This window comes from Achromobacter sp. 2789STDY5608615, from assembly GCF_001298995.1.
Lineage (GTDB): Bacteria > Pseudomonadota > Gammaproteobacteria > Burkholderiales > Burkholderiaceae_B > Achromobacter > Achromobacter insuavis.
Window position 1 is genome coordinate 1 of sequence record NZ_CYTY01000016.1, and the last position, 12815, is coordinate 12815.

A 12815-nucleotide genomic window follows, 5' to 3' on the forward strand; every position below is an offset into this window, starting at 1 on the left:
CTGTCGGTCTCCCGCGAGGCGCGGTGCGTGATGGGTCAGACCGGCCCGGCCGCGCCCTGTTCCTGCCTGGCCAGTTCCTTGATGCGTTCCTGCACCTTTCTGGCGACTTCTTCCTTCTGCGCGGGCGTCATCGCGGCATATTGTTCCTTGGTGATTCCGAGCGACTGCAGGATCTGCGTGAACAGGCGTTCCGCCGGCGACATCGTCAGGTAATCCTGCAATTCCTGCTCGGCGTCGGACGGCCCCTGGGCGGCCAGGCCCAGCTTGTGGCGGCTGGCGTCCGCGTCCTGCGCGTCCTGCAGCGTCGCGGCGAACGATTTGCCGCCGGCGCCGGCGGCCATGGCCGGCTTGCCGGCCCAGGCGCCCAGGGCGCTGCCTGTCGATTCGACTTTGTTCACAGTCCATTCTCCGGTGATTGGTTCACCCGGCATTAGACGGCGGGGGCGTCGTCCTCAATGTTCCGAATTTGGCGGTGAACCTGGCCCTTACTTGCTGTTTGACGACCGGCTGGCGCATCCGGCATTGCCGTCCCGCCTGCGCATGCGGGGGAGGGGGGGGATGCCGCCACGCCGCCGTATACTCGATACGCAGTTTCAAGCGACTCATCGCGATATGAGTTTTTTCTCAACATCGGGGAACCGCCGGGGATGACCGACAAGGCCGCCAAATCGCTGTCGCTCAAGCAGCTGGAATTGTTCATCGCGCTGGCGTCCTCCGACAATATCGCCAGCGCCGGCGCGCGCCTGGGCATGACGCCGTCGGCCACCAGCCACGCGCTGAAGACGCTGGAACTGACGCTGGGCGCGCCCTTGCTCGACCGCAATGTCAGCGGCGTGCAGCTGACCTACGCGGCGCAGCAGATCCTGCCGCACGTGCGCGACATCTTCACTTCGTTGCAGGTGGTGCGCGCCACCGCCAGCGCCAGCGCGGGCCTGCGCGCCGGCCTGCTGACGCTGGGGTCGCTGGGGGCCAGCTCGTCGCTGAACATCCTGCCGCCGCTGCTGGAGATGTTCAAGGCGCGCTATCCGGGCGTGGACGTGTTCGTGACCGAGAAGCCCGACCCGGAGATGGAGCGGGCGCTGGTCGAGCGCCGCATCGAGATCGGCGTGGTCGCGCTGCCCAAGCCGGACTTCGACACCCTGCCGCTGGTCACCGACGAACTCATGGTGGTGCTGCCCGTGGGCCATCCGCTGGCGCGGCTCGCCGTGATTGGCGTCAAGGATCTGGCCGACTATCCGCTCATCATGACGCGCGCCGGCTCGCAGCCGGTGATCACGCGCATGTTCGAGCGCGCGGGCATCGCGCCGCGGATCGCGCACGACCTGTCGCAGATCATGTCGATCCTGGAATTCGTCGCGCGCGGCCAGGGCATCTCGGTGCTGGCGTCGCTGGTGCTGCCGCGGCGTTACGACGGCCTGGTCTACCGCAAGATCAGCCCGGCCGCCAAGCGCCGCATCGGCCTGGCCTGTCTGAACGAAAGGAAACTGTCGCCGGCCGCGCACGCCTTCTGGGCGATGGTGCGCGAGGCCGCGCCGGGCCTGACCTTTCCCGTGATGTAGGCGCGCGCCTTCTCAGGCGGGGCGCTTGCGGGCCAGCGACTTGGCCAGTTTCCAGAACGCCGCGGCCGCAGGCGAGAGCCGGCCCTCGTTGAGGCAGGCCAGCCCGACCCGACGCGAGGTCTGCGGCGTCAGCGGCTTGTAGACCACGCCATCGTATTTCGCGGGCAGGGCCAGCGCCGCCACCACCGAGATGCCTTCGCCGCGCGCGACGAAGTCGAGGATGGACAGCATCTGCGATAGTTCGTGCGTCACCTTGAGCGTGACGTCGGCGCGGCTGAACATCCTGGCCACCAGGCCCTGCGAACCCGCGTGGGTCAGGATGAAGGGGAACTGCGCCAGCCGCCTGACCTCGATCGTGTCGCAGGCGGCCAGCGCGTGGTCCGCGGGCACCACCGCGACCAGTTCGTCGTGGGCGATGGCCAGGGTGTCGAACCGCGGCTTGGGCAGCGTGACCACGCCGATCTCCAGGCGGCGTTCGATCAGGTCCTGCTCGATGTCGGCGTCGGCCTTCTCGAACACGCGCAGGTCGATGCCGGGATAGCGCTGGCGGAATTGCCGCAGCAGCGGCGGCAGCAGCCGCAGCGACGAACTCAGGCCGAACGAGCCGATCTTCAGCACGCCGCTTTTGAGCCCCTCGCTGGCGCTGGCGGTGGCCTGTATCAGCTGCAGGGCCGCGAACAGGTCGCGCACGTGCGGCAGGATCTGCTGCCCGGCGTGGCTCAGTTCGAGCTGCGGCGCATTGCGGTCGATCAGCATCACGCCCAGCGTGGACTCCAGCGCGCGCAGCGCGTGGCTGGTGGCCGACGCGGTCATGCCGATCTTGGCGCCGGCGCTGGCGATGCCGTCGGCGCCGGCCAGGGATAACAGCAATTCCAGCTGGCGCAGCGTGGGCGCGTTGGGACCGAGAGTGGGAGTCATGTTGAATTCAAATTCAATTGAGATTGAATCATGTGAATTCTAGACTGATTCCTCCCATCCAGGACCGCGCCCCATGTTCGCTCCCATCATTTCCGGTTTGCGTCTGTCTCCCATCCAGGTCATGGCGGAGAAGACCCGCCAGGCCATCCAGCAAGGGCACAGCGTCATCGACATGACGCTGGGCGAGCCCGACTTTCCCACGCCCGCCCATATCGGCGAGGCAGCCATCCAGGCGATCCACGCCGGCCAGACCCGCTACACGCCGATCAACGGCACCCACGCGCTGCGCGAGGCCATCACCGCCAAGTTCCGGCGCGACAACGGCATCGACTGTTCGATCGCCGAGATCAGCGTGGGCTGCGGTGGCAAGCAGGTCATCTACCAGGCCTTCCTGGCCACGCTGGCGGCGGGCGACGAGGTCATCATGCCGGCGCCATACTGGGCCTCGTACCACGACATCGTGGCGATGAACGGTGGCGTGTTCCGGCCGATCATGACCACGCCGGAAACGGGATACGCGCTGCGCGCCGCGGATCTGGACGCGGCGATCACCGCCCGGACCAAGTGGCTGGTGCTGAACTCGCCCAGCAATCCGAGCGGCACCGCCTATGGCCGGGCGCAGCTGGCCGAGTTCGCCGAGGTCATCCGCAATAGCGCCAACCAGCGCTTCTTCATCCTGGTCGACGACATCTACGAGCACATCCTGTACGACGGCCGCGCGTTCCACACGCTGGCGCAGGTGGCGCCGGACCTGGCCGACCGCATCCTGACCGTCAACGGCGTCTCCAAGGCCTACGCCATGACCGGCTGGCGCCTGGGCTACGCTTGCGGGCCGCGGCCGCTGATCGACGCCATGACCAAGGTGCAGATGCAGATCAATTCGCACACCTCGTCCGTGTCGCAGGCGGCGGCGGTGGCGGCCTTGAACGGCCCGCTGGACGAGGTGCGGCGGCGCTGCGCCATCTTCCAGCGGCGCCGCGACTTCCTGCTTGGCGCCTTCGGGCGCATCGACGGCCTGCGCACCCCCACGCCCGAAGGCGCGTTCTACCTGTTTCCGGACGCCCGCGCCTATCTGGGCCGCCAGACCCCGGCCGGCGTGGCGCTGGACGACGACGTGGCGCTGGCCGCCTATCTGCTCGACAACGGCGTGGCGGTGGTGCCGGGTTCGGGCTTCGGCATGCCGGGGTTCCTGCGGCTCTCGTACGCCACCTCCGACGACAACCTGCGCATCGCCGCCGAGCGCATGACGCATGCCTTGAACAACCTCGGTTAATTCCGCTTCCAGATCAACATCGCCCTTCAGGAATCATCATGTCTACCGTTTCCCAAGTCATCGGCCGCCGTCTCCATGAGGCCGGCTGCCGCCACGCGTTCGGCATTCCCGGCGGCGAGGTGCTGTCGGTCATGCGCGGCCTGGACGAGGCCGGCGTGAAGTTCACGCTGGTCAAGCACGAGAACGCCGGCGGCTTCATGGCCGAAGGGGTGTTCCATCGTTCGGGCGCGCCCGGCGTGCTGGTCGCCACGCTCGGGCCGGGCGTCGCCAATGCGGTCAACGTGGTGGCCAACGCCTTGCAGGACCGCGTGCCGATGCTGTTCATCACCGGCTGCGTCGACGAGGGCGAGGCCGCCACCTACACGCACCAGGTGTTCGACCACGCGGCGCTGATGCGGCCGATCACCAAGGCGTCGCTGCGCATGACGGCGGGCGCGGCCGAGGCCATCATCGACAAGGCCCTGGCCATCGCCATGGACGATCCGCCGGGGCCGGTGCACATCGACGTGCCGATCTCCGTGGCCATCCAGGAAGCCGCGCCGGCCCGGGGCGCGCGGCGCGTGGCGCCAGCGCCGGCGGCGCCGGCCGCGACCGAGGCCTTAGAACAGGCGCGCGCCTGGCTCCAGGCCGCCCGGCGGCCGCTGATCATCGCCGGCGTCGAGGCCCTGCATCATCACGCCGAGGAAGAGATCCGCGCGCTGGTGCACGACCTGAAGATCCCGCTCGTTACGACCTACAAGGGCAAGGGCATTGTCGACGAGCGCGAGGACCTGGTCATCGGCGGCATGGGCCTGTCGCCGCAGGCCGACAAGCTCGTGCTGCCGCTCATCCGCGATGCCGACGTCATCGTGCTGGCCGGCTACGACCCGATCGAGATGCGCGTCGGCTGGCGCAACATCTGGGCCGACGACGCGCGCGTGATCGAGGTGTCGGCGACGCGCAATACCCATTACATGCACCAGTCGGCGCTGACGTTCGTGGGCGACATCGGGCACAGCCTGGCCGCGCTCGGCGCCGGGCTCGCCGGGCAGTCGCAGTGGACGGCGGCCGGCGTGGCCGACCTCAAGCGCGCCATCGCCGCCATCTACCGCGCCGACGAGGAATGGGGCCCGGCCGCGATCGTCGACGTGGCGCGCGCCGAGCTGCCCGATAACACCGTGGCGTCGGTCGACAGCGGCGCCCACCGCATCCTGCTGTCGCAGGTCTGGCAATGCTACGAGCCGCGCTCGCTGATGCAGTCGTCGGCGCTGTGCACCATGGGCTGCTCGCTGCCGCTGGGCATCGGCGCCAAGCTGGCCGATCCCGCACGGCCGGTCGCGGTGTTCACCGGCGACGCCTGCCTGGAGATGACGCTGGGCGAGCTGGCGACGGCGCGCGACGCGCAGGCGCCGGTGATCGTGTTCGTGTTCGCCGACGAATCGCTGTCGCTGATCGAGATCAAGCAGCGCGCCAACGGCCAGCCGAACCTGGGCGTCGATTTCGACGGCACCGACTTCGCCGAGGTGGCGCGCGCCATGGGCGGCCTTGGTTTCGATGTCAGGAGCCGTGTCGAGCTGGCCGCCGCGATCCGCGAATCGCTGGCGTCCTCGCGCTTCTCGCTGATCTCGTGCCGCATTCCGAGACAGGCCTACGACGGACGCATCTGAGCCGCGCGTTGACGACCAAGCCCCTTTCGCGAGGGGCTTTTTCATAACCACAAGGGGAAACAACCATGAAGCGTCGCAGTTTCATCAAGGCATGCGCGATCTCGATGGCCGCCGCGCCAGTGGTGCGGGCGGGCCAGGACCGGGTCATCCGGATCATCGTGCCGTTCGCGCCCGGTGGCTCGGCGGATCTGATTCCGCGCCTGGTGGCCCAGGCGATGGCCGAGAGCCTGGGCGACACCGTCATCGTCGAGAACAAGGCAGGCGCGGGCGGCGCGGTGGGCACGCTGTACGTGTCGCGGTCGGCGCCGGACGGGCTGACGCTGGGCGTGGCCACTGTCAGCACCCATGCGATCCAGCCGGCCGTCATGGCTCGTCCCGGCTACCACCCGCTGCGCGACTTCTCGCCGATCTCCAACCTGGCCGACGTGCCCAACATCATCTCGATCAACCCCAAAGTGCCGGCCGGCGACATGGCGGCGTTCATCGCCCTGGCCAGCCGTCCGGATCAGGACCTGATGTTCGGCTCGCCGGGCGTCGGTTCGCTCGGGCACATGATGGGCGAACTGTTCGTGCAGGCGACGGGCGCGCGCCTGCGGCATGTGCCATATCGTGGCGCGGGGCCGGCATTGCAGGACGCCATCGCCGGCCACGTGACGGTGCTGTGCGACAACCTGCCGGCCTCGCTGCCGCACGTCCAGGCCGGACGGTTGCGCGGGCTGGCGGTGGCGTGGCCCGGGCGCCTGGCGCAATTGCCGGACGTGCCCACCTTCGCGCAGACGGGCATCGCGGTGTTGAACGACCCGGCCTGGTTCGGTCTGGTCGGGCCGGCCGGCATGGCGCCGGCGCAGGTGGCGCGCTTGCAGGGTGCCGTGGCCGCGGCGCTGGGTCGTCCCGAGGTGGCGGCCCGGGTCGCCGAGCTGGGCGCGGTGCCGCGCGCCAATGCGCCGGCCGAGTTCTCGGGGCAGATCGGCGCCGAGCTGGAAAAATGGCTCGCCGTCGCCCGCAAGGCCGGCATTTCGCTGGAGGCCTGATGGACGCCGCGATCCGCGATTGCAGCGACGCCACGCTGTCCTGGCTGGCGCACCTGGTGGCCTGTGAAACCGTCTCCGGCGCCGCGTCCAACCTCGACCTGCTGCGCCGGGTGGATGGCGCGCTGCGGGGCATGGGCTTCGCCATCCGCTACACCTACAGCCCCGACCGGCAGCGCGCCAACCTGTACGCCAGCCTGGGCGGCGAGGTGGGCGGCGTCCTGCTGTCGGGCCACACCGACGTGGTGCCGGTGGCCGGCCAGGAATGGTCGCGGCCGCCGTTCACGCTGACGCGCGAGGGCGACCGGGTGTTCGGTCGCGGCGTGTGCGACATGAAGGGGTTCCTGGCCTGCGTGCTGGCGGTGCTCGAGCGCCTGGACCGGAAGGCGCTGCGGCAGCCGGTGCACGTGGCCTTCACCTTCGACGAGGAGATCGGCTGCGTTGGGGTGCGCAGCCTGCTCGAAGACCTGCATGTCTTCGGCATCCGGCCCGCGGCCTGCGTCGTGGGCGAACCGACGCGGATGTGCGTGGTGCGCGCCCACAAGGGCCGCCATGCGCTGCGTTGCGCCGTGGTGGGTCGCGCCGAGCATTCATCCTTGAGCGGCACGGGCGTGAACGCGGCCGAAGTGGCATGCGCCCTGGTGGCGGAGATCGCGCGTCAGGCGGACCAGTTGGCGCGGAGCGAGGTGGACGGAGATTTCTATGTGCCGTATTCGACGCTGGCGGTATGCCGGGTTCAGGCGGGCCAGGCCACCAACGTCATCCCGGAGCGCGCGGAGTTCGATTTCGACCTGCGCTTCCTGCCGTCGGCGGATCCGGACGCGGTGCTGGCGCCGATCCACGCGCACGCCGCCGAACTGCAGCGCCGCATGCGCGCCAGGGTGGGCTCGTCGCGTATCGAGGTGTCGCGGCGCACGGCGGTGCCGGCGCTGTTGCCCACGGCCGCCGAGGAGGCGATCGTCGAGCGCCTGTTCCAGGCCGGGGCCGCGCGCGGCAGCCACGTGGCGTTCACCACCGAGGCCGGGCTCTACCAGGCCGCGGGCATTCCCACGGTGGTGTGCGGGCCGGGCGATATCGCCCAGGCCCATACCGCAGACGAGTTCATCACGCTGGCGCAGTTGGCGCTGTGCGAGGACATGCTGGCGCGCCTGCTGGCGCCCTGATGCCGGCCCGGCTCAGGCCTTGCCGCCGGGCGCCTGCCGCTGGCTGCGCCGCTCGGCGCGGCGCCGGCCCAGGTGCATCAGCGCCATGCCGGAAATGGCCAGGGCCGCGCCCAGGAACAGGCTCGGGCTGGTCGCCTCGCTCAGCCACAGGCTGGAGAACAGCACGCTGAACACCGGCACCAGCGTGATGTAGCCGGAGGCCGCGCCGGCGCCCAGCGCCTTCACGCCCTCGAAGTACCAGGCGTAGGCGATGGCGGTGGCGCCGAAGGCCAGGGCGGCGAGGCTGCCCCAGGCCTTGAGCGGCGCATTGCCGAGCGCCTGCCAGGCGGCCGGGCCTTCGACGCCGAGGCTGGTCAGGAGCAGCATCAGCGCGCCGATCACGGTGGTGACCGTGGTGGTGGTCAGCGCGTCCACGCCCTTGAGCACCAGCCGGCCGATCAGGGTGTAGGCGACCCAGCAGGCGACGCAGCCGAGCAGCAGCAGTTCACCGATGCCGAGCGTGCCCGGCAGGGCGGCGCTGGAGCCGCCGCTGATGGCGATGTAGGCGCCGATGGCCGATAGCACCATGCCGGCCAGGATGGCCGGGTTCAGGTGCTCGCGGAACAGGATGGCGGCCAGCAGCAGCGTGGCGCCGGGGTTCAGCGTCACCACGATGGCGGCCTTGCCGGCCGGCACCAGCTGCAGGCTCAGCATGAAAAAGCTCGAATAGCCGAACACGCCCGCCATGGCGGCGGCGCTCAGGCCGAACCACTGGCGTCCGCTCAGCTTCTTCAGGTCGCGCAATGCCGAGGCGCGGTGCATCCACAGCAACAGGACCACGCTGGCGAACAGAAAGCGCAGGCTGGCCGCGGCCAGCGGCGCCATCGATTGGGCCACCACCTTGCCCCACGACCACGACGCGCCCCAGAGCGCGGCCATGCCGACCAGTCGCAGGTGCGTGGCCATCAATGTGTTTTTCATGTGTGGTTCTTGAAAAAAATCTCAATTGAAGGTGAGCGGGGTGAATTCTAGACTGCCCCGACATCACTCATGGAGACAGGCATGCAGTCGTTGACCCCCGGCGCGCTCGATGGCGTGCGCATTCTCGATCTCTCGCGCATCCTGGCCGGTCCCGGCGCCACCCAGCTGCTGGGCGACCTGGGGGCCGACGTGGTCAAGGTCGAGAAGCCCGGGGAGGGCGATGATACGCGCAAATGGGGGCCGCCCTACATCGTCGGCAAGGACGGCCGCGAGACGGACGAGAGCGCCTATTACCTCAGCGCCAACCGCAACAAGCGCTCGATCGCCATCGACATCGCCAGCGACGCCGGTCGCGCGCGGCTGCATCGCCTGCTGGCCCAGGCCGACGTGCTGGTGGAGAACTACAAGGTCGGCGGGCTGGCCCGCCACGGCCTGGACTATGCCGCTTTGCGCGAGCGCTACCCGCGCCTGGTGTACTGCTCGGTGACCGGCTTCGGCCAGACCGGCCCCTATGCCACGCGCGCCGGCTACGACTTCCTGATCCAGGGCATGGGCGGCATCATGAGCCTGACCGGCGAGGCCGAGGGCACGCCGATGAAGGTCGGCGTCGGCATCGCCGACGTCATGACGGGCATGTACGCCGCCGTCGGCATCCTGGCCGCGCTGCGCCACCGCGACGCGACCGGCCAGGGGCAGCATATCGACATCTCGCTGCTGGACAGCCAGATCGCCTGGCTGGTGAACGCGGGCACCAACTACCTGGCGAGCGGCCAGCTGCCCGCGCGCCTGGCCAACGGCCATCCCAACATCGTGCCCTACCAGGTGTTCGACGCGGCCGACGGGCCGATGATCCTGGCGGTGGGCAACGACGCGCAGTTCCGCCGCTTCTGCGAGGTGGCGCAGATCGAGGACGTGGCGCGCGACAGCCGCTTCAGCACCAATGTCGCCCGCATCCAGCACCGCGAGGCGGTCTGCGGACGGGTGCAGGCGGCGCTGCGCACCCGGCCGCGCGACAGCTGGCTGCGCAGCCTGGAGGCGGTGAACGTGCCCTGCGGTCCGGTCAACACCCTGCGCGACGTATTCGACGATCCCCATGTGCAGGCCCGCGGCGCCCATCTGCGGATGGACTGCGACTGGGCCCGCGACGGCGCGGTGAGCCTGCTGGCGAATCCGCTGAAGCTGTCGGCCACGCCGGTCTCGTACCGGCGCCCGCCGCCGCGGCTGGACGAGCACGTCGACGAGATCCTGCGCGACTGGGCGGACGACGGAACACAACCGCCCGCCTGAGCGCCGGCCACACAGATCCATTGCAGCAGAAACCAGGCCCCGTTTCGAGGGCCGGTCCACCAGGAGACAGAGATGGACAGGAGACAGTTGTTGTTGCTTGCCGCCGCCGCGCCGTTCGGCCGCGCCCTTGCCGCCAGCGGCTATCCCGCGCAGACGATACGCCTGGTCGCGCCCTACGCGCCGGGCGGCACCGTGGATATCCTCTCGCGCCAGCTGGCCGAGCCGATGCGGGCCGGGCTCGGCCAATCGGTGATCGTGGAGAACCGCGGCGGCGCCGGCGGCACGCTGGGCGCGGACGCGGTGGCCAAGGCGCGGCCGGATGGCTACACCATCCTGTTCGGCGCGGTGCACCACGCGATCGCGCAGTCCGTCTATCCGCGCCTGGGCTACGACATCCGCGACATGACCGCGGTTGGCTTCCTGGGGCGCGTCAACCACGCGCTCATCGTCAACAAGGACCTGCCGGCCAGCAACGTGGCGGAACTGGTGGCGCTGCTCCAGGCCAATCCGGAGAAGTACAGCTACGCCACGCCCGGCGCCGGCACCATGCAGCACCTCATGGCCGAGTACTTCAAGAGCGTCACCGGCACGCAGATGATGCACGTGCCGTACCGCGGCTCGGCGCCCGCCATCGTCGACATCATTGCCGGCAACGTGCACATGATGTTCGAGACCATGCCGTCGGCCATCCAGCACATCCGCGCCGGCAGCGTGCGGGCGATCGCGGTGACCTCGGCGCGGCGTTCGCCCAGCCTGCCCGACGTGCCGACCGTCGCCGAGAGCGGCGCGGCCAACTACGACGCCACCAGCTGGTACGGCATCTACGCGCCGCCAAAGACGCCCGAAGCCGTGGTTGCGGCCTTGAACAAGGCGATCAACGCGGCGTTCTCCGATCCGGCGTTCGTGACGCGCTGGGTGGAGCTGGGCGCGGACGCCGGCGGCGGCTCGCCGGCCGAGCTGGCGCGGCTGACGCGCGCGGAAGTCGAACGCTGGGCGCAGGTCGCCAGCGGCGCCAACATCAAGGTGGGCTGACGGCCCGCGCCGCGGCAGTTTTTTTCAAGGATGGCAAGGAGTCATCATGGTGGTACTTTCGAAGGAACAATTGGCGCTGCAGCAGCGGGCCCGCGAGCTGGCGCAGCAGGTGTTCAAGCCGACCGCGGCCCAGACCGACCTGAGCGAGCAGTATCCGTGGAGCAATGTGCGGCAATTGTGCGGGCACGGCTTCATGGGCATGACCATCCCGCGCGAGTACGGCGGGCAGGGCCGCAGCCATCAGGACACGATCATCGTGGTCGAGGAAATGGCCAAGGCCTGCGCCACCATGGGCCGCATCGCGGTCGAGGCCAACATGGGCGCGATCGGCGCGATCATGCAGTACGGCACCGACGAACAGAAGCGGCGCGCGGCCGCCTGCGTGCTGGCGGGCGACAAGCCGGCCATCTGCATCTCGGAACCGCAGGCGGGCAGCGCCGCCAGCGAGATGACCACGCGCGCGGTGCGCCGCGGCGACGACTACCTCATCAATGGCGAGAAGTACTGGATCACCGGCGGCGGCGTGTCGCGCTTGCACCTGATCTTCGCCCGCGTGATCGAGGACGGCGTGGACCTGGGCATCGGCGCCTTCATCCACATCAAGGACGACGCCGACGCCCAGGACGGGCTGGCGGTCACCAGGCGGTCCTACGCGATGGGCGTCAGGGGGATTCCGGAAACCTACCTCCGCTTCACCGACCTGAAGGTGCCCAAGTCGATGCTGGTGGTGCCGCCGGAAGGCCTCAAGCGCGGCTTCGCCGGCCTGATGCAGGCCTATAACGCCCAGCGCGTCGGCGCCGGCACCGTGGCGCTCGGCATCGCGCAGGGCGCGTTCGAGGAAGCCGTGGACTACGTCAGGCAGCGCCACCAGTTCGGCCGTCCCATCGCGGAATTCCAGGGGCTGCAGTGGATGATCTCGGACATGGCCATCCAGCTCAACTGCGCCCGGCACATGCTGCACGCCGCCGCCAACAGCGGCACGCCGGCGACCTTCGGCTTTCCCGACCTGTCGCTGGCCGCGCAGGCCAAGATCGTGGCCGCCGAGACGGCGCAGCGGGTGACCAACGACGCCTTGCAGCTGCATGGTTCGTCGGGCTATGGCCGCGACCTGCCGATGGAGCGCCACGTGCGCGACGCCCGCATGTTCACCATCGCCGGCGGCACCGCGCAGATCCTGCGGACCCAGGTGGCGTCGTCGATCCTGGGCATGAAGCTGCCGCAGACGCGCGACGGCTATAGCCGGGCGGGGTGAGTCGGGCTAGGCGTCCGGCAGATGCGAACGGTAGGACGCGGCCTCGCGCAGCAGCCATTGCCGGAACGCGTCCAGCCTGGGCAGCGCCTGCATGTCCGGCCGGTAGATGACGTAATAGGCCAGCGTCGACGGCACCACGATCTCGGGGAACAGGCGCACCAGCCGTCGCGCGGCCACGTCGTCATGCGCCATGACGCTGCGCGCCAGCGCGATGCCGTGGCCGTCGATCGCCGCCTGCAGCACCGCCGCGGAATTGTTGATCTTCATGCCGCGGCGGGTCGATACGCCGCCGATGCCGGCCTGTTCGAGCCACGCGTCCCAGGTCGGAAAACCCAGCGGGCCGTCCATCGACAGGTCATGGATCAGCGTTTCGCCCGCCAGGTCGGCGGGACGGCGCGGGCCGCCCTGCCGGCGCAGCAGTTCGGGCGAGCAGACCGGATAGACCTCTTCGTCCATCAGCTTCTCGGCCGCCAGCCCCGGCCAGACGCCGGCGCCGTAGCGCACGCCGATGTCGATCTGCTGGGCGGCGAAATCGACGGGCTTCAGGTTGGTGTCCAGGCGCACGTCGGTTTCGGGGCATTCGGCCTGGAACCGTTCAATGCGCGGCAGCAGCCACTTGGCCGCGAAGGCGGGACTGACCGCCACGGTCAGCGGCCCGTTGCGCGTGCCCTCCTGCAGGCGTTCCAGCCCCACCGCC

12 protein-coding genes are annotated in these 12815 nt (G+C 69.7%); 8 read left to right on the forward strand and 4 right to left on the reverse strand.

Annotated elements, in window-relative coordinates:
• Positions 1-35: 35 nt before the first annotated feature.
• Positions 36-398, reverse strand: coding sequence for a hypothetical protein (locus AOZ49_RS15500; RefSeq protein WP_054476272.1), 363 nt, complete (start codon positions 396-398; stop codon positions 36-38).
• Positions 399-647: 249 nt separating this feature from the next.
• Here AOZ49_RS15500 and AOZ49_RS15505 point away from each other — a divergent pair, with 249 nt between their 5' ends.
• Entirely contained in the window at positions 648-1559 is a 912-nt protein-coding gene (locus AOZ49_RS15505; protein ID WP_054476274.1) for a LysR family transcriptional regulator, read from the forward strand.
• Positions 1560-1571: 12 nt separating this feature from the next.
• Here the strand turns inward: AOZ49_RS15505 and AOZ49_RS15510 are convergent, their stop codons facing one another.
• A complete protein-coding gene (locus AOZ49_RS15510; protein ID WP_054476276.1) occupies positions 1572-2477 on the reverse strand; it encodes a LysR family transcriptional regulator in 906 nt (301 codons plus the stop codon).
• A gap of 73 nt (positions 2478-2550) precedes the next feature.
• Between AOZ49_RS15510 and AOZ49_RS15515 the strand changes: the two genes are divergently transcribed.
• From AOZ49_RS15515 to argE, 4 genes are all read left to right on the forward strand, one after another.
• Positions 2551-3750 carry a pyridoxal phosphate-dependent aminotransferase gene (locus AOZ49_RS15515; RefSeq protein ID WP_054476277.1) on the forward strand — a complete coding sequence of 400 codons (1200 nt, stop codon included), beginning with the start codon at positions 2551-2553 and terminating at the stop codon, positions 3748-3750.
• 38 nt (positions 3751-3788) lie between these two features.
• Positions 3789-5396, forward strand: coding sequence for a thiamine pyrophosphate-binding protein (locus AOZ49_RS15520; protein ID WP_054476283.1), 1608 nt, complete (start codon positions 3789-3791; stop codon positions 5394-5396).
• A gap of 65 nt (positions 5397-5461) precedes the next feature.
• Complete coding sequence (locus AOZ49_RS15525) at positions 5462-6427, forward strand: Bug family tripartite tricarboxylate transporter substrate binding protein (protein WP_054476285.1); 966 nt, start codon at positions 5462-5464, stop codon at positions 6425-6427.
• Positions 6427-7587, forward strand: a complete 1161-nt coding sequence (gene argE, locus AOZ49_RS15530) for an acetylornithine deacetylase (protein ID WP_054476286.1) — start codon at positions 6427-6429, stop codon at positions 7585-7587. Before AOZ49_RS15525 ends, argE begins: the two co-directional genes overlap by 1 nt.
• Before the next feature lie 12 nt (positions 7588-7599).
• On the opposite strand, the gene AOZ49_RS15535 is transcribed toward argE, so the two are convergent.
• Positions 7600-8547: a DMT family transporter gene (locus tag AOZ49_RS15535; RefSeq protein WP_054476288.1), complete on the reverse strand. Its 948-nt coding sequence runs from the start codon at positions 8545-8547 to the stop codon at positions 7600-7602.
• Positions 8548-8628: 81 nt separating this feature from the next.
• On the opposite strand from AOZ49_RS15535, the gene AOZ49_RS15540 reads away from it, so the two are divergent.
• From AOZ49_RS15540 to acdA, 3 genes are all read left to right on the forward strand, one after another.
• Positions 8629-9834, forward strand: coding sequence for a CaiB/BaiF CoA transferase family protein (locus AOZ49_RS15540; RefSeq protein ID WP_054476290.1), 1206 nt, complete (start codon positions 8629-8631; stop codon positions 9832-9834).
• 72 nt (positions 9835-9906) lie between these two features.
• The gene (locus tag AOZ49_RS15545; protein WP_054476293.1) at positions 9907-10866 is read left to right on the forward strand and encodes a Bug family tripartite tricarboxylate transporter substrate binding protein; all 960 of its coding nucleotides are present in this window, start codon (positions 9907-9909) and stop codon (positions 10864-10866) included.
• Positions 10867-10912: 46 nt separating this feature from the next.
• Positions 10913-12118, forward strand: coding sequence for a 3-sulfinopropanoyl-CoA desulfinase (gene acdA / locus AOZ49_RS15550; RefSeq protein WP_054476302.1), 1206 nt, complete (start codon positions 10913-10915; stop codon positions 12116-12118).
• A 6-nt stretch (positions 12119-12124) separates the two neighbouring features.
• Here the strand turns inward: acdA and AOZ49_RS15555 are convergent.
• The coding region (locus AOZ49_RS15555) for a LysR substrate-binding domain-containing protein (protein WP_054476305.1) at positions 12125-12815 on the reverse strand (691 nt) is incomplete at its 5' end.

Coding starts and splice junctions, on each gene's coding strand:
- AOZ49_RS15505 (WP_054476274.1), top strand. CDS start 648: ATGACCGACAAGGCCGCCAAATCGCTGTCGCTCAAGCAGCTGGAATTG.
- AOZ49_RS15510 (WP_054476276.1), bottom strand. CDS start 2,477: ATGACTCCCACTCTCGGTCCCAACGCGCCCACGCTGCGCCAGCTGGAA.
- AOZ49_RS15515 (WP_054476277.1), top strand. CDS start 2,551: ATGTTCGCTCCCATCATTTCCGGTTTGCGTCTGTCTCCCATCCAGGTC.
- AOZ49_RS15520 (WP_054476283.1), top strand. CDS start 3,789: ATGTCTACCGTTTCCCAAGTCATCGGCCGCCGTCTCCATGAGGCCGGC.
- AOZ49_RS15525 (WP_054476285.1), top strand. CDS start 5,462: ATGAAGCGTCGCAGTTTCATCAAGGCATGCGCGATCTCGATGGCCGCC.
- argE (WP_054476286.1), top strand. CDS start 6,427: ATGGACGCCGCGATCCGCGATTGCAGCGACGCCACGCTGTCCTGGCTG.
- AOZ49_RS15535 (WP_054476288.1), bottom strand. CDS start 8,547: ATGAAAAACACATTGATGGCCACGCACCTGCGACTGGTCGGCATGGCC.
- AOZ49_RS15540 (WP_054476290.1), top strand. CDS start 8,629: ATGCAGTCGTTGACCCCCGGCGCGCTCGATGGCGTGCGCATTCTCGAT.
- AOZ49_RS15545 (WP_054476293.1), top strand. CDS start 9,907: ATGGACAGGAGACAGTTGTTGTTGCTTGCCGCCGCCGCGCCGTTCGGC.
- acdA (WP_054476302.1), top strand. CDS start 10,913: ATGGTGGTACTTTCGAAGGAACAATTGGCGCTGCAGCAGCGGGCCCGC.